Below are 16828 nucleotides of genomic sequence, written 5' to 3'. Positions count from 1 at the left end.
AAAAAACAATTATTGCATAACTTTTAGAATTCCGTAATTTTTAGGTTCAATTTTTTCATTAAAAGTATCATAAGAATCTGCTCTCCATTGATTTTCGTGATATATAAATGATAAAAATTCAACCCAGTATTTATTTCTTTGGAAATTGATTTGAAGATTGTCTCCATCTTTTGGTTCATAGTCAAAATCAAAACAGTTTTTATTATTGAGTTGATCCAGTACAAACTCTTCAGTAAGGAATTGACCAATCTTTCCACTTGGCATATTTAAAAGTCCCATAATACCAGTATTGTCTTTAAAACCGGCAAATTCATATAAAATCCAGCTAAATAGTTCCTTGGATTGCGGCAGTTTTTTATTGTGAAACTTTTCTAATCTCTTATAAATATTTATTAATTCATGATCTTTAATTTCCAGACAAGTACAGAATTTCAAATTATTACTAACTTCACACATCTTTCGTCTTAATATCTATTCCTCTGCAAAAAACGCATTCGAACTTCCGATCCAGATCGCATCCTTTTTATTGAAATCTACATTTACCATGGCAGCTTTCGTCATTCTGCCCAGATTTTCCAGTAGAATAGGACGTTCATCATTTTCTCGCCAGATATACAGTAATCTTATCTCTGCTTTTGAAAACTCTCCGTTGATATCTTCGAAAATAGGCTCATAAGTTACTTTTCTCTGCAAAATATAGTTTTCTTTATCCTCAATAGCATCAGTAATTTCCTTTGTCGGATTTAAATTGACTCCGCTTCCTGCAAAAGAAAATAAAGGTTTTAAAACGAAATTTTCAAGGCTTTCGCTTTCCGGAAATTCATGCAGGAAATAGCTTTTCGGAACAAATTGATGCTGTAAAAGTGGAAGAAGGAATTTAGAAATTTTAAAAAACCAGTTCGGATGCGTAACCCAGGTTACATCAACATCTTCACGGAAATCAAATTCAGTTTTCAGATCCGGAATTCTGTCTAATTCGTCAAAGATAACACGGTTGTAAATCCTTCTGATCTCCGTTAATTTTCCATCGTTTTCGTAGAATAGTTTTCTTCCTTCTTTTTTCACATTGGTTAAACAAATCGTTTTTATTCCCAGTAATTTTTCAGTCAGAACAAAATCAATGGCAGTTTTTTGCTTTTCAGGATAAATTTCAAGAAGAATTACATTTTCAGGATTTTCATCACCCAGAAGTAAATCCTTCATGTAATTTTTAAAATCATCATGAGGCATTTTATTTTGCAGCTCCGAAAGAAAAGGGTAGACATCACAGAATGTCTGCTCAAAAACTTTCTGAAATGCATACAAAGAAGGGAAAGCTTGAAGTTCGATCAACTGAGGTTCAATTTCGCCGTTTTCACTCTTGCAGATCCCGAAATCTATGGTGAAAAAGTGAGGTTGCTTCGTGTCATTGGGAACTCTGCAGTTATCAGGAATCGCTTTTTGTAGAGTTTCTTCAGGAAGATTCTTAATCTGGCTGATAATGCTTTCGCTGGCGTCAATAAGTTTAGATTCAAATTCTTTTGTTAAAAATAAAGGACTTTCGGAAATTCTGAATCCGGTTTCCAGACCACTTTTCTGTTCTAAAATTTCTTTAAACTGATTGTATTTTTCCTGAGAAAATTCCTGATTAAATTGCTTTCTGTATTTTGGAATCATAATTCTTTTTCTTTTTGTGATTTAAAAAATCGGACAGTTTCTGTGTCCGATTTTGTATTGATATTTTCGTTTTATTAAAAATTTAAGCCATTGCTTCTGCCTGCTTCAAAACGTTTTTTTTTGCAAACTGTAAGAATCTCGGCAGAATCTGAGCCTGAGTAAGGATAATTTTATCTTCATCATCCATTCTGTCCACGGTTTCAAGATACTTTTCCATTCCGAAATTTTCAATCATCGCCTGCTTGTTCTTTTCGTCTTTCAGATTTTCAATCATGCCTGCAGGATTTGCTTCCGGATGAAACTGTGTACCGAATATTTCCTCCGAAAAACGAATCGCCATTACCGCTCTTTCAAGGTTAATGTGTGGGCGGAATTTTTCAATAGCCACGATTTTCATACCCAGCTCCTCAAAACGGTCATGATCCGGCTCAATAAACTGATACGCTCTGGAATCTACTGCATAGAAAGGATCGGGAAGGTTTTTGAATAAAAATTCCTGTTCTGCTTCTTCGGTTTTATGAACCGGCATTACTCCGAAAGAATACGATTTCCTTTTGCAGATATTTCCAAGTTTCCAGTGGATACTTGCCAACTGGAAAGAATGGCAGATCAGAAAAAGATACTTTTTGTCGTCGCTGTACTGGTTATGTTCAAAAACATTATCCAGAAACTGAGCAAATTTATCCTCCCATTCAAGACCTTCTCTGTGCGGATCTCCTGGACCTCCCGAAGAAATAAAAATATCGAAATCCTCTACATTGGGCATTTCATTTTTAAATCTCACATCAAATGTTTCAATGCTTACTTTTTCCTGAATACAGCTCTTTTTAAATGCTTCGGAAATTTCTTTAATATTTTTAAAACCCTGATTCACATGATTGTTGTTCATGTCCAGCAAAGCAATTCGAATATCATTCATACGACTTCATATTTTTTACAAAGTTACCAAAAAATTATGAAGCAGTCTCACCGTGTGTTATGCCATACTCTGTTTCTGAGATCATATAATCAACAACTTTGGTAAGGTCTCCGGTTTCATTGAAGACTTTAAGCTGTCGGTCTGCTCCGGTTCCGTTTTCAAGAATTGTCCATGCGTATTCCACCTCTTTTCTGCATCCCAATTCGTCCACCACATCATCAATAAACTCAAGAAGTTCCTTTAAGAGATCAGGATATGGAACAGATTCTTCTTTTCCGAAATCAATTAAGTGAGCTTCAATTCCACTTTTGGAAGCACGCCATTTGTTTTCATTTAGCAATAATCTTCTGTAGCTTCTGAAACTTAAATTCTGCTGATGAAGTTTGTAGATTTTTGCAACCAAAGCCTGCATTATGGCAGCCAGACAAACGGTTTCATCAATTCTCATCGGCATATCGCAGATTCTGAATTCGATTGTAGGGTAGAAGGGGTGAACTCTGAGATCCCACCATATTTTTTTAGCATTATCAATGGTTCCTGTCTTTACCAAAAGATCTACATAACTGTCGAATTCAGCTAAAGAATTGAAAAAGCTAGGAATTCCGGTTCTTGGGAATTTTACAAAAATTTCCTGTCGGTAAGATTTAAAGCCTGTGTTTCTTCCGATCCAGAAAGGAGAATTTGTTGATAGTGCATAAACGTGCGGAAGGAAATACCTCATCACGTTCTGGATTCTTACTCCTTCTTCACGGTTCGGAATTCCGATATGGACGTGAAGCCCGAAAATTAAATTTCCTCTCGCCACATCACCCATGTCGTCTACAATTTTAATGTAACGCTCTCCGTTTGTAATGGTGTTGTGTTCCCAGTTGGAGAAAGGGTGCGTTCCGCCGCCGGAAACCCGAAGTCCCTGTTCGTGGGCGGTTTTTATAAGATGTCTTCTTAAATTCGTTAATTCGGCTTTTGCCTCCTGAATATTCTGGCAGATACCTGTTTCCATTTCAATCATGGATTCATGCATTTCATGCTTTAAATTTTCACTTAAAACAGCTTTTCCGCCTTCAATAATTTTCGAAACATGAGAGACCAGATCCCGGCTCTCAACATCAATAATCTGATATTCTTCTTCGATTCCAATAGTAAATTGATGCATTTTTTTTCGTGCTTTTTGTTGATATTCTTATTTTACAGAATCTTTTACGAAAGTTCCCCAAGAGATGTTTGGTTTTCCCGGAACATATTCTTTTGCTTTTTCGATCGCTAATTTTGCTGCGTGTTCTACGATCCATGCAAAATTTTCTTCTCCTACAGAATTTTTGTCTGCATCCGGAGCCGGATTACAGAAGTCGATTGCATAAGGAATTCCATCTCTTATGGCGAATTCTACCGTGTTGAAATCGTAGCCAAGCGCTTCATTCATTTTGATGGTGTAGTCGTGAATTGTTTTTAATAATTTCTCCAGTTCTGCACCCTGCGTCTGATGTGTAGTTGCATATCTCAGATGATGAGGATTTCTCGGCTCATAAGGCATAATATGAACATATTTTTTACCTAAACAGTATACTCTGTAATAATCGTCAAAGATAATTTCTTCCTGAACCATCATAACCAACTGCTCAGTTTCGCTTAATTTCGACCAAAGATCCTCTGGATTTTCCACGCGGTATACATTTCTCCATCCGCCTCCGTCATGCGGTTTCATGTATGCAGGAAAACCTACATAATCGAAAATATAATCCCAGTCGTGAGGGAATTTCAGGTTTCTGAAAGAAGTTTCTGAAGTGTTTGTCGGTCTTTCGTGAGACGGAAGCAAAACTGTTTTCGGAAGCGGAATTCCCAGTTTCGTCATCAAAGCGTTATTAAAAAACTTTTCGTCTGCGCTCCACCAGAAAGGATTGTTGATGACATACGTTCCGTTCAATGCTGCATTTTTCAGGTACGCTCTGTAAAAAGGCACATCCTGCGAAATTCTGTCGATAATTACAGCATATCCGTAATCTGCGCCCTGTTCAAGTTTATCGATATGTACAGGTTCTGCGATGATTTCTCCGCCTCCCAATTCGTTAACTTTATCTATAAACGCCCAAGGAAACGTATCTTCCATACCGAATAGAATTCCTACTTTTTTTGCCATAAATGTATTTTTTAATGTTGTATTTTAATGTTAATTTTTAAGTTTTTTAAGAAAAGAATGCTCCGATAAAAGTTGGGAAAACCATTCTCCAGAGCGGCCAGTCGTGATTAATCCACTTTCTTTCATCATACCAGAAATCAATACCTTTTGAAGCTAAAATTTCTGCCATTTCCACGTTTTTATCTTTGCAGATATCCTCATCTGAAGTGCTTAAAACAATATGCATATGTTTGTATTTCCATGCTTCATCATTTCTTACAAATTCACGCGGACAGTTGAAATAAACCAGCTCATCGGAATAGCCATCCATAAAATTTCGAATACTGAATGCTCCTGACAGACAGAACAGATGGGAAACCACATCCGGAAATCTGAAGGCGAAGTTAGCCGCATGATATCCTCCGAAACTTGCTCCTGCTAACGCAACGCGATGCGTCTTATGAATTTTCTGAACGTAAGGAACAAATTCCTGAATCAGAAACTGAACATATCTTTCATAATTTTTAATCCTTTGCTGAGGGGAAATATTGTTGTCATAAAAACTCCATCCGTCTATGGTCTGAACATTGTAAAGTTTAACTTTTCCCTGCTCTATAAACCAATTGATGCATCCGTTAAGATGAAAATCATGGTTTTGGGTATATTGTCCCTGTGAAGTCGGAAACATAATGATCGGATAACCGTAATGTCCTGTAACTTCCACTTTAAGACTTGTTCCTAGTATATGTGAATAATAATCTGTATGCTCTATCTGTGGCATTTTTTTTCGTATTTGGGTTTAATCAGTAAATTGATAATAAGGTCTGCCTTTCCATTCTCCTGATTTAATGTTTTCTAAATTAGGGATTAAAAAAGGATTTTAGGGTAAACTTAATCTTATAAAATCAATAATTTCTTGATGTTAATTTCTCTTTTTAAATTATGACATAGGTTTGTCTTTCGGCGGAAGAATATTCAGTAATTCAGCATGAATTTTTTCTGCTGCCGTGTCTAATCTTTCCTGAACAATTACCGAATCTTTCGATTTGTAAACGATTCCGACATGATAATCGATAGGCAGGAATTTTACAGCCTCTTCACATTCAAACTGATTGTAATCCGGCTCTTTGTCTTTAATTAAAGCGACAATAAGCCCCGAATAATATCCTGTAGGTTTAGAAACCTCATAGTTTTTTCCTCTTAATAAAGCATCTTCAATTTTCGCCCATTCTCTCCAGATATTGATGCTGCTTGATGCTTCCACGAGATCCGGAATATGCGCTCCACCCACTCTTGAAGAAGTTTCAAGAAAATAATATTTCCCGTCGTCTTTGCTGCGGATAAATTCTGTGTGAGTCGCTCCGTTAATCAGCCCGAAATTTGATAAAACTTTCGAATTTACCTCTTCAAGAGCCTTAAATTCATCAGAATATCTTCCGAGCGTTTTTGTTCTGAAAACACCTCCTTCATGGGAAACCTCCATCGGAGGTGCCAAATATTTTGAAGCGGAAGTGAAAACGATTTCTTTGTTAAAAGTAAGACTGTCTACATGATACACATCTCCCGGTTTGAAGCTTTCCAGAAGGAATAAGTGACGCTCTTCCCCAAGATTATTCAAAGCTTCCCAGAGATCTTCTTTGGAATTCAGTTTTTTAATTCCTGAAGCAGAGGCTTCGGAACGTGGCTTTAAAACCCACGGTGCAGGAACCTGATCTACAAAATGATTAACCTCATCATTATTAAAAACTGCCGTAAATTCAGGAACATTAATTCCGGAATCCTTTGCTTTTTGTCGCATGGCAAGTTTATCCCTGAAATAGCGGTGCGTGGTTTGTCCCATCCCCGGAATTCTGAATGTTTCGCGGATAAGCGCAGCCTTTTCCACATCATAATCGTCCAGAGCAATAACGGCGTGTACTTTTCTGGTCTGCATGAGATGAGAAAATCCCTGAACGAGATGATCCAGATTCCAGACAGAAGGCTTTACCTCAGGCATGTAAAATACCTCATCAATGGCGTGCCACGGCCAGTTTTTTTCTTTAAGATTTTCGGATGTTACTAAAATAATTTTATTACCGAGTTTTTTCATTTCATCCATGAAATCATAACCCTTGTAATAGCACGAAATACATACTATTGTTTTCTCCTCCATACAATGTTTTTTAATTTTTGATGAACTTTCAAAAATAAAAAAGTTTTTTTATTAATTATTTAATGTTAAAAATTAAAATATTATGCGCTTTTGAAAATTCTATTTCAATTATACAGAGAATTTTTGTAATAAACTAATTTTTAGTGATAATTTTCGATCAAATCGGCTAATAATTGCACTCCAAATCCGGTTGCAGCCTTTTCTTTGGCATATCCTACGTTTCCGAATGCTACTCCGGCAATATCAAGATGCGCCCATTTAGGATGGTTTTCAATGAATTGTTCTAAAAATTTAGCCGCAATAATGCAATCTCCGATAGGTTTCATCGAAATATTCTTAATATCTGCCACATCCGACTTGATATCGTCTTTCCAGACATCCCAAAGCGGTAAATTCCAAAGTCTCTGATTGGTTTTATCGCCGGTTTTTATCAAAAGGTTTTTCAATTCTTCATTGTTGGAAAACAGAGCTCCGCAGGTATCGCCAAACATCCTTACAGAACTTCCCGTAAGCGTGGCAAGGTCGATCAGAAAGTCAGTTTTGAAGTTTTTCGCCATATAAGAAAGTCCGTCGGCGAGAATCATTCTGCCTTCTGCATCGGTGTTAAGAACCTCAATTGTTTTTCCGTTGTAAGCCGTAATAACATCACTCGGAAGAAATGCATTTTCAGAAATAGCATTGTCGGTTATAGGCAAAATAGCAACAATATTAACCGGAAGCTGCATTTCTGCGGCATAAATCAGCGTTCCCAAAACGGCTGTTGCACCGCCCATGTCCGATTTCATATAATGCATATTGTCCGGATTTTTCAGAGAAATTCCTCCTGTGTCAAACAATACACATTTTCCGACCAAGCCGAAAGTGACTGCATTTTTAACATTGGTTTTGTATTCAATAATGGTGAACGCTGCATCATAAGCACTTCCCTGATTAACGGAAAGATAAGCTCCTAAACCAAGTTCCTCACACTTTTTCCTGTTAAAAGAAGTATATTTTAAATCATATTTTTTAGCTAAATTTTTTAAATATAAACTGAAAGTATCAGGTTTCTTGAGATTGGCGGGCTTGTTCAGCCATTCCTGACAGGCGGTTTGTCCGTTGCTCAGTGCTTCAGCTTTTTTGCCAATGGAATCTAATTTTTTCTGGCTTAAATTTTCAAAATGAAGCTCAAATTTAGCGTTCCAGAACGCATGCGTTTTTTCGAAAGGGTAATTGTAGGTTCCCAGCAATAAACCTTTTGCAAATTCTTCAAACTGCTTCTCGTTCAAACAGTCGGCTATAACTAATGTCGGGACAGGCTGTACTTTTCCTTTTTGCGTCTGAGAAAACTTCACGGCAACCTGCTGAATTTCAAAATTCTGCAAAGTAGATTTTCCGATACCTATAAAATATGTTATTCCTTCTTCATGGGCATTCACGAAAACTTCATGCTTTTTACCCGTAAAGAAAGTTGAAATGTTTTTATTGAAATTTTTGCTGGTTTTCGTCCATTCTTCTTCTGTGAAAAGATGAAAAACCTGCGTATAATTTTTATTTTTTTTGTTGATTAATTTCATAATTTTAATTTTTAATGCTTTCCTGATGTGGTTTTACTTCCACCGGATTTTCTGTGTTGTTATAATAAAGCCATTCAATCGCTCTCGGGAATTCCTGCGACCAGTAAAATTCGCTGTGCGTACCTTCCGGATTGATGCTTGTTCTGAATTCGAAATCAAATAGATTTTTCTTCTCCCAGCGTTTTAAATATTCTTCGAAAATATGGATTCTCTTTACCATTTTTGAACCTTCCTGACCGCCTCCGTAAAGATAGATTTTCGTTTTAAAAGGAACTCTGAAATTCATCATCGGGAAATTGTTGTTCGGTTCCACCCAAAGTGAAGGGGAAAATATCAAAAGTTTGGAGTAGACTTCAGGATAAAGAAACCCGCTGTAAATGCTGATCAGTGCGCCAAGAGAGCTTCCTCCGATTCCTGTATTGTCGCGGTCTTTTTTTGTACGGTAAGTCTGGTCAACATAAGGTTTCAAAGTATCTGTAATGAAACGGATGTATTTTTTACCTTCCGATCCGTTCGCGACGTTGTCGTTATCAAAAATATACTCTTTAATTCTTTCTTCGCTTCCGTGTTCTACCGCAATGATGATGACATCTCCACGACCGTATTCTGAGAGAATGGAAAGCTTTTTATCGATTTCCCAGTTTCCGTAGCCGCTTCCTTCATTAAATAAATTCTGTGCATCCTGAAGATACAGAACAGGATATTTTTTGTCTGAAACATAATAATCATAGGGTAGAAGTGCCCATATTTTTCTGTAACGGTCTAACTGCGGAATGTAGAATTCCTCCGAAATAATTTCTGCAATCGGAAAATATTCATCTTTGAAAGGTCCCCAGTTGAATCTCCATTTTTCAACGGTATCTGATGTTTTTCCTGAGGATTTTAAAGCTTTTTTGTTATGAGTAATGCTTCCGTACTTGTCGAGTTCTACATTTTCCCAGCCTCCTTTTGTAAATTTATACTCTACAATATCCGGTAAAAGGGCATCGTCGATTTCGATAAAATAGTTTTGGGGGTCTTTTTGTGTAAGTTGAAAGTTGTAGTCTTTCGGGTTCCAATTGTTGAAATTTCCTGTGATATAAACCGTTCGTTCATCACTTTCTGCTGTGTAAAGTTCAAACTTCATCCGTGTTTTTAGTAAAATTAAAGCATAAATTTATAAAAAATCTTTTTAAGACAAATCATTTTAAAACGATAAACACTGAATAAAAAAGCGTTATATTTGATAGAAACAAGTACTGCAAAGAGTTTAACATAATAATTTATTCAAAATTTATTAATGATTATTGCAGATATTTTTTGTAGTTTCAAGAAAAATATAAAAATTAAATCAAAACCGTGATGAATTCGGTTAAAACATACACTCTTTTTACGGATCAGGATGTTTACCTTTTTAAAGAAGGTAAGCATTACAAGCTGTACGATAAATTCGGCGCACATTCCGCTGAAAAAGATGGGGTGAAAGGAGTGTATTTCTCAGTCTGGGCTCCCAATGCCAAAAAAGTTTCGGTAATCGGAAATTTCAACAACTGGAATCATAAAGATCATATTCTGTTTCCGAGATGGGACGAATCCGGAATCTGGGAAGGCTTCATTGCAGGTTTAACATGGGGAACTTTGTATAAATATGCTATTGAAACGCCGCGTGGAGAAATTTTAGAAAAAAGTGATCCTTATGCTTTGAGCTGGGAACAGAATATTCAGGCTGCCTCATTGGTTTCTACCACATGGTACGAATGGAAAGATAAAGACTGGCTGGAAAACCGCTGGAAAAAAAATACGTTAAATGCTCCTTTGTCTGTTTATGAACTGCATCTGGGCTCTTGGGTAAGAGAAGGAAATGATCCGAAAAAGTTCCTGAATTACCGCGATATCGGGAAAAAACTCGTTCCTTATATTAAAGAAATGGGCTTTACCCATGTAGAATTTATGCCGGTGATGGAATATCCTTACGATCCGAGTTGGGGATATCAGATTACAGGTTTTTACGCAGCGACTTCACGTTTCGGTTCACCACAGGATTTAATGTTTTTGATTGATGAGCTTCACCAAAACGGAATCGGTGTGATTTTAGACTGGGTTCCTTCACATTTTCCCGGTGATGCAAACGGTTTGCACAGATTTGACGGTTCTTATCTGTACGAACATGAAGATCCCAGAAAAGGCTTTCATCCCGACTGGAAATCATACATTTTCAACTACGGAAGAAGTGAAGTGAAATCTTTTCTGATTTCCAATGCCATGTTTTGGCTGGAACGATATCATGCAGACGGATTGCGTGTAGATGCAGTAACCTCGATGCTTCATCTCGACTATTCCCGAAATGAAGGAGAATGGGAACCGAACATTTACGGAGGAAATGTAAATCTCGAAGCGAAAGCGTTCTTGCAGGATTTCAATACCGCAGTTTATAAAGAATTCGGAGACAATATCATTACCATTGCAGAAGAAAGTTCAGATTTCCCTATGCTTACAAAGCCTGTTCATGACGGCGGAGTGGGTTTCGGAATGAAATGGATGATGGGATGGATGCACGATACGCTGGATTATTTTAAAGAAGAACACGAGAACAGAAAGTTTCATCATCATAAGCTTACCTTCGCTTCCATGTATATGTATAATGAAAATTATATGATGCCTTTGTCGCATGACGAAGTGGTACACGGAAAAGCGAGTCTCATCTATAAAATGAAAGGCGATGAATGGCAGAAATTTGCCAATCTTCGCGCACTGTATGTGTATATGTTTACGCATCCCGGAGCAAAACTGCTTTTCATGGGCGATGAATTCGGGCAGACCAGCGAATGGAATTTTAAGCAGAGTCTGGATTGGCATTTGCTGGAATATCCTGTTCATAAAGGTTTGCAGACATTGGTGAAAGATCTTAACCATCTTTACAGATACGAGACGGCTTTCTATGAAAATCAGTTTAGCAGGGAAGGCTTTGAATGGGTGGAAGCAGATGATCTGGAAAATTCTGTATATGTGTATTTGAGGAAAGGAAAGAAAAAAGATGATGTTTTTATGGTGATTCTCAACCTGAAGCCTGAAGTTCTGGATTATAAAATTGGGGTGAATGCAGCGAGTCATTGGGAGATTGTTTTCAATTCTGATGATGAACGGTATTCGGGAAGCGGTTATAAGCCTGAAATTTTCAGTGAACAGTATGAAGAATACATGAATCACCAGAAATCCATCAGCGTAAGTCTGCCGCCGCTTTCAGGAATTATTTTGAAAAGAAAAGATAAAAAGTACAATAAGCATAACAGAATCAAACAACATAAAAAGTAATGATTCAGTTATTAGAAATTTTAGGAAAAGACTATGAAAGTCTTAAGGATGTCATTATAAGGACGGATTTCGACAGTGAAACTCTGGAGTCGTTTTCGAAAGCCGGAATTAATGCTCCTGTAAGCGAAGGGAAATTTAATGAGGATTTATATTTTTTTACTTTTAAAATTGAAACATATAAAATAGAGTTTCTAAGAAACAAGATTTGTCAGATTGATTTCATCGGAGATAAAAATAAAACTCTGGAAATCATAGATTATCTTAGAACGATTAAGGACTTTGAGTTTAAGTTTATCAGCAAACAGCAGGTTGAAGAGACGGAATGGGAAATAATGGATGACAATACAGAAGAGGAGAGTTTCACGGAATTCAAAAGAAAGCGTTTTGAATTTGATCCTTCTTCCCAATTTGATGCGAATAGTATAGATAAATACAGCTTTATGGCTTTTCGGTCAGATGATGTAAACATTATAATCAAAGAAGAGTTTACAGAAAACAGATCTTTTTTTGTATTTGAGATTTATAAATCCCCTAATATCGAAGATTTTAATTAAGATATAAATAATAAACGAGAGAGAAAAAATGATCATTTATCATCTAAGTACGGAGTGTTATCCGGTGGCAAAAGTAGGCGGTTTGGCAGATGTGGTGGGAGCTTTACCAAAATATCAGAATAAAATTAAAGATATTGATGCGAAGGTGGTTATGCCTTGGTACAACAAATCTTTCGTGCATGATCATGAGTTTGACATAGTTTTTGATGGCTTCATTCACCAAGGATCAAATATGCTTCAGGTACAGGTTTTAAAGGAAAAAACCAACGCTTTGGGCTTTGAGCTTTTTATGGTAAGAATTCCGGGACTTTTGGATCGCGATAACCCTTACGGATATTCGGATGAAAGCTTTCAGTTTTTAGCTTTTCAGCACGGAGTGCTTCATTGGCTGAGTGCGATGGGGATTCGACCGGATGTTTTACACTGCCATGATTATCACACAGGACTGGTTCCTTTCATGATTGAGCATTGTCCTGAATTTTCCTTTTTAAAAGGGGTAAAAACCATCGGAACCATTCACAATGGTGAATATCAGGGAATGATGAGCTGGGAAATGGCGAATTATATGCCGGCTTTCGATCAGTATAAATGGGGATTGCTGGACTGGAACGGAGTCATAAATCCTTTGGCAAGTATGATTAAATGTGCCAATGCTTTTACAACGGTTTCGCAAGGGTATCTTGAAGAACTTTTTGTAAGTTTCAGAGGTCTGGAAAGCCTTGTTCGCGATGAATTCGGGAAAGCCTACGGAATCATTAACGGAATTGACACGGAAGTCTGGAATCCGGAAACCGATCCGATGCTGGATTTTAATTTTAACGTTAAAAATGCCATTGCCCAGAAGAAAAAGAATAAAGAAAGACTTTGTAAAGAATACGGCTTGAAGCCGGAACTTCCGTTGTTTGCCTTCATCGGAAGATTTGCTACCGAAAAAGGAGCAGATTTTCTTCCCGACGTCGTCTGGAAAAGCATTAAGCAGAGTTATGGTGCTTTAAATATTATAATTCTGGGATCCGGAAATTCTTATATTGAAAATAAACTGAAAGAATACGATTATATTTATTCCAATTTTGCTTTGGATCTGGGATATAAAGAGCATCTTTCGCATAAAATATACGCTTCGGCGGACTTTTTGCTCATGCCGTCGAGAGTGGAACCATGCGGTCTTAACCAGATGTACTCCATGAGATACGGAACCGTTCCGATTGTGCGGTATACAGGAGGGTTAAGAGACACGGTGGAAGATGTTTCCACAGGTGGAGCGGGAATTAATTTTACGTTTCCGGGAGTAGACGATATTATCCATGCAATGAACAGAGCCTTATTGGTTTACAATAAAAAAGGTGAAATGGAAAACTTAATCCGTGCTAATATGAATTTTGACTTTGCATGGGAAAAATCAGCCGAAAAATACATAGCTTTATATAAGAATTAAATCGTGAAAAAGCTGTATTTTCTATTTTTATTAATGATCGTTTTTTCCTGTCATCAAAAAGAGGAAACGATGATCCATAAAGATGGATACTATTGGTTTTTAACTTATGGATTTCCAGATTTTCAGAGAGAAGAATTTGAAAAAACAGTTAACAAGAAATGGAAAATAAAAACAGTAAGGGTTGCTGGATGCGTAGTTACCCAAGAATTGGTGGACAGTGTAAGATCTGAAAATGAAAAAACAGATTTAGCTCTTCAAAAAAGATATGGCAAGAACTGGAAAGATTTATATGATAAAGATATTCAAGATTATACAATGAAACAGGTGGATATCATGGATGTTTTAATCACCAATAAAGTATTCAGAAAAGAACTGGCTAAGCATAAGATTGAGATTGATAATGTAGATAAAGATGCTGAACAGTTGGGCAGACCGGACTTTTATAAAGTAAATATTAACAAAATATATCCTGAAGAAGGGATTGCATTTACAGTAAATGTAGATTTAAAAAACAGAACAGTAAACCTAATAAAATAAAACGCAAGATAAACTATGAATCGCAATGTAATTTCCATTGTTTTAGGAGGAGGTAGAGGAACCAGATTGTTCCCACTTACGTATTCAAGATCCAAACCGGCTGTACCCATCGCGGGAAAATACAGATTGGTGGATATTCCTATTTCCAACTGTTTAAATTCAGGATTAAATAAAATTCTGGTTTTAACGCAGTTCAATTCAGCTTCATTAAATTCCCATATCAAAAATTCTTATCATTTTGATATTTTCAGCAAAGGTTTTGTAGATATTTTGGCTGCGGAACAGAACGTTGAAAACGACAGTTGGTATCAGGGAACCGCAGATGCAGTTCGCCAGTCGATGAAGCACCTTGAAAAGTACGATTATGATTATATCCTGATTCTTTCCGGAGATCAGCTATACCAGATGGATTTCAGGGAAATGCTGAATTTTCACATTGAAAAAGGCGGCGATGTAACCATTGCCACCATTCCGGTGAATGCTAAAGACGCAACAGGTTTCGGAATTTTAAGTTCGGATGACGAAGGAAATATCACTTCGTTTGTGGAAAAACCGGGATATGATCTTTTAGAAGGATTAAAATCTGAAGTTTCGGAAGAAAATAAACACGCCGGAAAAGAATATCTGGCTTCCATGGGAATTTATATCTTCACGAAAAGCATTCTGAAAAAGATGTTTGATGAAGGAGCAGGAGATGATTTCGGAAAGGATATCATTCCGAATTCCATTGGAAAATACACAACATTAAGCTATCAGTATGAAGGCTACTGGACGGATATCGGAACCATTGAATCCTTCTACGAAGCCAATCTCGATCTTTGTCAGGACTTCCCTAAGTTCAATTTATTTTCCTCTTCGCCTGTCTTTACACGCGCAAGAATGCTTCCGCCGTCAAAAGTAAACGGTTCTTACGTAAGCAAAGCTGTTTTCGGAGACGGATGTATCATTATGGCAGATAAAATTGAAAACTCCGTTATTGGAAACAGAACAAGAATAGATAAAGGAAGTACCATTGTAAATTCTTATGTGATGGGAGCCGATTTTTATCAGGATACCACAGAAATTGTGAAGAATGACAGAAACGGACAGCCGAACATGGGAATCGGGAAGTATTGCTACATTGAGAAAGCCATTTTGGATAAAAACTGCTACATCGGCGATAATGTGAGAATTATTGGTGGAAAACATATTCAGGACGGAGATTACGGAACCCATTCTGTGCAGGATGGAATTATCGTGGTGAAAAAAGGAGCGGTTATCAAACCGGGAACTCATATTGGTTAAAAGACTGGATGTTTGAAGCTGGAAGAGGGAAGATATTGAAGTTTAACTTAAATTAATTTTAATAATAAATATGGTTTTCGATGAAGATAATTTTCAAAACTAAACCATCATAGCTAAACTTCCAACATCACTTCCTCTATCTTCCATCCCAAAATAATTAAAACAGAGTGATCAGCATATTGGTCACTCTTGTTATTTTCTATATTTTTGTACAATGCGTTTTTTTAAAATCATAGCGGTAATTATTGTCTTGTTAATTGGAGCTTATGCAGCTTCCATGTATTATTTTGTGGACGAAAGCAAAGATTTCAAAATAGAAAAAGAGATCGATTATCCTTTGGAAAAAGTCTTTTTGCAGTTCAATAATCTACAACATTTTACAAGATGGAATAATTTCTTTACAAGTTCCCAGTCTATTGATATCGATTATTATACGCCATATGAAGGACAGGGAAGTTCCATCAGCTATGTAGACCCTAAAAACGATACGGATGGCGAAATGTTTATCCGTTACGAAAACCCGAATAAATCTTTAAGATATCAGCTTTTTGAAGAAAAAAATGAAAGCCCGACTGTTGTCGACGTTAAATTTAAAGCAGTGTCCTCTGAAAAAACCAAAATTACCTGGGTTGTTCATACCCCGAAACTTTCTGTTTTAAGAAGAGTTGAAAATTTCTGGACCGAAGACCGTTTTGCCGAAAACATCAACAAAAGTATGGCAAATCTTAAAAATGTTTTGGGCAATAAAGTGGAAAAAGACAATCAGATGGCTTCAATAAAATACGACAGTCTGATGGTTGAAAATGAAGAAGAAAAATTATTGCTGGGAATAAACGTAAGTACTTCCAACAAAAAAGATGCGCTTTACAAGAATATTGTGATGAATTATAACAAGATTTACAATTACACCACAATGGATCTGGGCAAAAAAGAAGATGAATTCGGTTTCCCGATGCTCATTACGGATGCAGACAATTACAAAGACAAAGAAGTATCCTATTTTCTGGGGATTCCTCTGTCTAAAAAATTTGGGGTTACAGATAATAACTTCAGTTTCAGAACGATTAGTCCAACCCAGAATTATGTGATGTACTACAAAGGAAACTATGCCGGAAGAGTAAAAGCTATACAACAATTAATCCAGAAAGCCAAGAAAGACGAGATGCGTTTTAATGATATTCGTCAGACTTTTCTCGAGCGCCCGACGGAAGATCAGGATGTCAATATGAAGCTCTCATTATCAGTATTTAAGTAAATTCTGCAGATTTATTTCTTTTATAGTTTTTTTAATACTTTAAAGGCTGTTCAGAATCGGTTTTTTTTATTAAATT

At 36.7% G+C, this 16828-nt stretch carries 15 protein-coding genes; 6 read left to right on the top strand and 9 right to left on the bottom strand.

What is annotated here, in order from left to right; all coding sequences use genetic code 11:
* Positions 1–9 precede the first annotated feature (9 nt).
* From B0E34_RS14225 to B0E34_RS14185, 9 genes are all read right to left on the bottom strand, one after another.
* Positions 10–456 (bottom strand): hypothetical protein, encoded by a 447-nt coding sequence (locus tag B0E34_RS14225; protein ID WP_087710443.1) that lies wholly within the window; start codon positions 454–456, stop codon positions 10–12.
* A gap of 15 nt (positions 457–471) precedes the next feature.
* A complete protein-coding gene (locus B0E34_RS14220) occupies positions 472–1656 on the bottom strand; it encodes a hypothetical protein (protein WP_087710441.1) in 1185 nt (394 codons plus the stop codon).
* An 82-nt stretch (positions 1657–1738) separates the two neighbouring features.
* A complete protein-coding gene (locus B0E34_RS14215) occupies positions 1739–2575 on the bottom strand; it encodes a type 1 glutamine amidotransferase (RefSeq protein WP_087710440.1) in 837 nt (278 codons plus the stop codon).
* Positions 2576–2609: 34 nt separating this feature from the next.
* The gene (locus B0E34_RS14210; RefSeq protein WP_076390024.1) at positions 2610–3728 is read right to left on the bottom strand and encodes a carboxylate-amine ligase; all 1119 of its coding nucleotides are present in this window, start codon (positions 3726–3728) and stop codon (positions 2610–2612) included.
* Positions 3729–3755: 27 nt separating this feature from the next.
* Positions 3756–4709, bottom strand: coding sequence for an ATP-grasp domain-containing protein (locus B0E34_RS14205; protein WP_087710438.1), 954 nt, complete (start codon positions 4707–4709; stop codon positions 3756–3758).
* A gap of 46 nt (positions 4710–4755) precedes the next feature.
* On the bottom strand, positions 4756–5469 hold the full coding sequence (locus B0E34_RS14200) for an alpha/beta hydrolase-fold protein (RefSeq protein WP_087710436.1): 714 nt from the start codon (positions 5467–5469) through the stop codon (positions 4756–4758).
* A 159-nt stretch (positions 5470–5628) separates the two neighbouring features.
* Positions 5629–6840, bottom strand: a complete 1212-nt coding sequence (locus B0E34_RS14195; protein WP_087710434.1) for an ATP-grasp domain-containing protein — start codon at positions 6838–6840, stop codon at positions 5629–5631.
* 140 nt (positions 6841–6980) lie between these two features.
* Positions 6981–8396 carry a M17 family metallopeptidase gene (locus tag B0E34_RS14190; RefSeq protein WP_087710432.1) on the bottom strand — a complete coding sequence of 472 codons (1416 nt, stop codon included), beginning with the start codon at positions 8394–8396 and terminating at the stop codon, positions 6981–6983.
* A 4-nt stretch (positions 8397–8400) separates the two neighbouring features.
* Positions 8401–9522 carry an alpha/beta hydrolase gene (locus B0E34_RS14185; protein ID WP_087710431.1) on the bottom strand — a complete coding sequence of 374 codons (1122 nt, stop codon included), beginning with the start codon at positions 9520–9522 and terminating at the stop codon, positions 8401–8403.
* Positions 9523–9737: 215 nt separating this feature from the next.
* Here B0E34_RS14185 and glgB point away from each other — a divergent pair, with 215 nt between their 5' ends.
* From glgB to B0E34_RS14155, 6 genes are all read left to right on the top strand, one after another.
* Positions 9738–11687 (top strand): 1,4-alpha-glucan branching protein GlgB, encoded by a 1950-nt coding sequence (glgB, locus tag B0E34_RS14180; protein ID WP_185117460.1) that lies wholly within the window; start codon positions 9738–9740, stop codon positions 11685–11687.
* Positions 11687–12241 carry a hypothetical protein gene (locus B0E34_RS14175; protein ID WP_087710427.1) on the top strand — a complete coding sequence of 185 codons (555 nt, stop codon included), beginning with the start codon at positions 11687–11689 and terminating at the stop codon, positions 12239–12241. Before glgB ends, B0E34_RS14175 begins: the two co-directional genes overlap by 1 nt.
* Before the next feature lie 28 nt (positions 12242–12269).
* Positions 12270–13676, top strand: coding sequence for a glycogen synthase (locus B0E34_RS14170; RefSeq protein WP_087710425.1), 1407 nt, complete (start codon positions 12270–12272; stop codon positions 13674–13676).
* A gap of 69 nt (positions 13677–13745) precedes the next feature.
* Entirely contained in the window at positions 13746–14213 is a 468-nt protein-coding gene (locus B0E34_RS14165; RefSeq protein WP_123956628.1) for an FEKKY domain-containing protein, read from the top strand.
* A 15-nt stretch (positions 14214–14228) separates the two neighbouring features.
* Positions 14229–15497, top strand: coding sequence for a glucose-1-phosphate adenylyltransferase (locus B0E34_RS14160; protein ID WP_087710421.1), 1269 nt, complete (start codon positions 14229–14231; stop codon positions 15495–15497).
* 214 nt (positions 15498–15711) lie between these two features.
* A complete protein-coding gene (locus tag B0E34_RS14155; RefSeq protein ID WP_087710419.1) occupies positions 15712–16752 on the top strand; it encodes an SRPBCC domain-containing protein in 1041 nt (346 codons plus the stop codon).
* Positions 16753–16828 lie beyond the last annotated feature (76 nt).

It is taken from the genome of Chryseobacterium mucoviscidosis (assembly GCF_002177115.1).
GTDB lineage: Bacteria > Bacteroidota > Bacteroidia > Flavobacteriales > Weeksellaceae > Chryseobacterium > Chryseobacterium mucoviscidosis.
The sequence above is the reverse complement of the archived record's forward strand: the minus strand, read 5'-3'. Positions and strand labels throughout refer to the sequence as shown.

Coding starts and splice junctions, on each gene's coding strand:
- B0E34_RS14225 (WP_087710443.1), bottom strand. CDS start 456: ATGTGTGAAGTTAGTAATAATTTGAAATTCTGTACTTGTCTGGAAATT.
- B0E34_RS14220 (WP_087710441.1), bottom strand. CDS start 1,656: ATGATTCCAAAATACAGAAAGCAATTTAATCAGGAATTTTCTCAGGAA.
- B0E34_RS14215 (WP_087710440.1), bottom strand. CDS start 2,575: ATGAATGATATTCGAATTGCTTTGCTGGACATGAACAACAATCATGTG.
- B0E34_RS14210 (WP_076390024.1), bottom strand. CDS start 3,728: ATGCATCAATTTACTATTGGAATCGAAGAAGAATATCAGATTATTGAT.
- B0E34_RS14205 (WP_087710438.1), bottom strand. CDS start 4,709: ATGGCAAAAAAAGTAGGAATTCTATTCGGTATGGAAGATACGTTTCCT.
- B0E34_RS14200 (WP_087710436.1), bottom strand. CDS start 5,469: ATGCCACAGATAGAGCATACAGATTATTATTCACATATACTAGGAACA.
- B0E34_RS14195 (WP_087710434.1), bottom strand. CDS start 6,840: ATGGAGGAGAAAACAATAGTATGTATTTCGTGCTATTACAAGGGTTAT.
- B0E34_RS14190 (WP_087710432.1), bottom strand. CDS start 8,396: ATGAAATTAATCAACAAAAAAAATAAAAATTATACGCAGGTTTTTCAT.
- B0E34_RS14185 (WP_087710431.1), bottom strand. CDS start 9,522: ATGAAGTTTGAACTTTACACAGCAGAAAGTGATGAACGAACGGTTTAT.
- glgB (WP_185117460.1), top strand. CDS start 9,738: ATGAATTCGGTTAAAACATACACTCTTTTTACGGATCAGGATGTTTAC.
- B0E34_RS14175 (WP_087710427.1), top strand. CDS start 11,687: ATGATTCAGTTATTAGAAATTTTAGGAAAAGACTATGAAAGTCTTAAG.
- B0E34_RS14170 (WP_087710425.1), top strand. CDS start 12,270: ATGATCATTTATCATCTAAGTACGGAGTGTTATCCGGTGGCAAAAGTA.
- B0E34_RS14165 (WP_123956628.1), top strand. CDS start 13,746: ATGATCCATAAAGATGGATACTATTGGTTTTTAACTTATGGATTTCCA.
- B0E34_RS14160 (WP_087710421.1), top strand. CDS start 14,229: ATGAATCGCAATGTAATTTCCATTGTTTTAGGAGGAGGTAGAGGAACC.
- B0E34_RS14155 (WP_087710419.1), top strand. CDS start 15,712: ATGCGTTTTTTTAAAATCATAGCGGTAATTATTGTCTTGTTAATTGGA.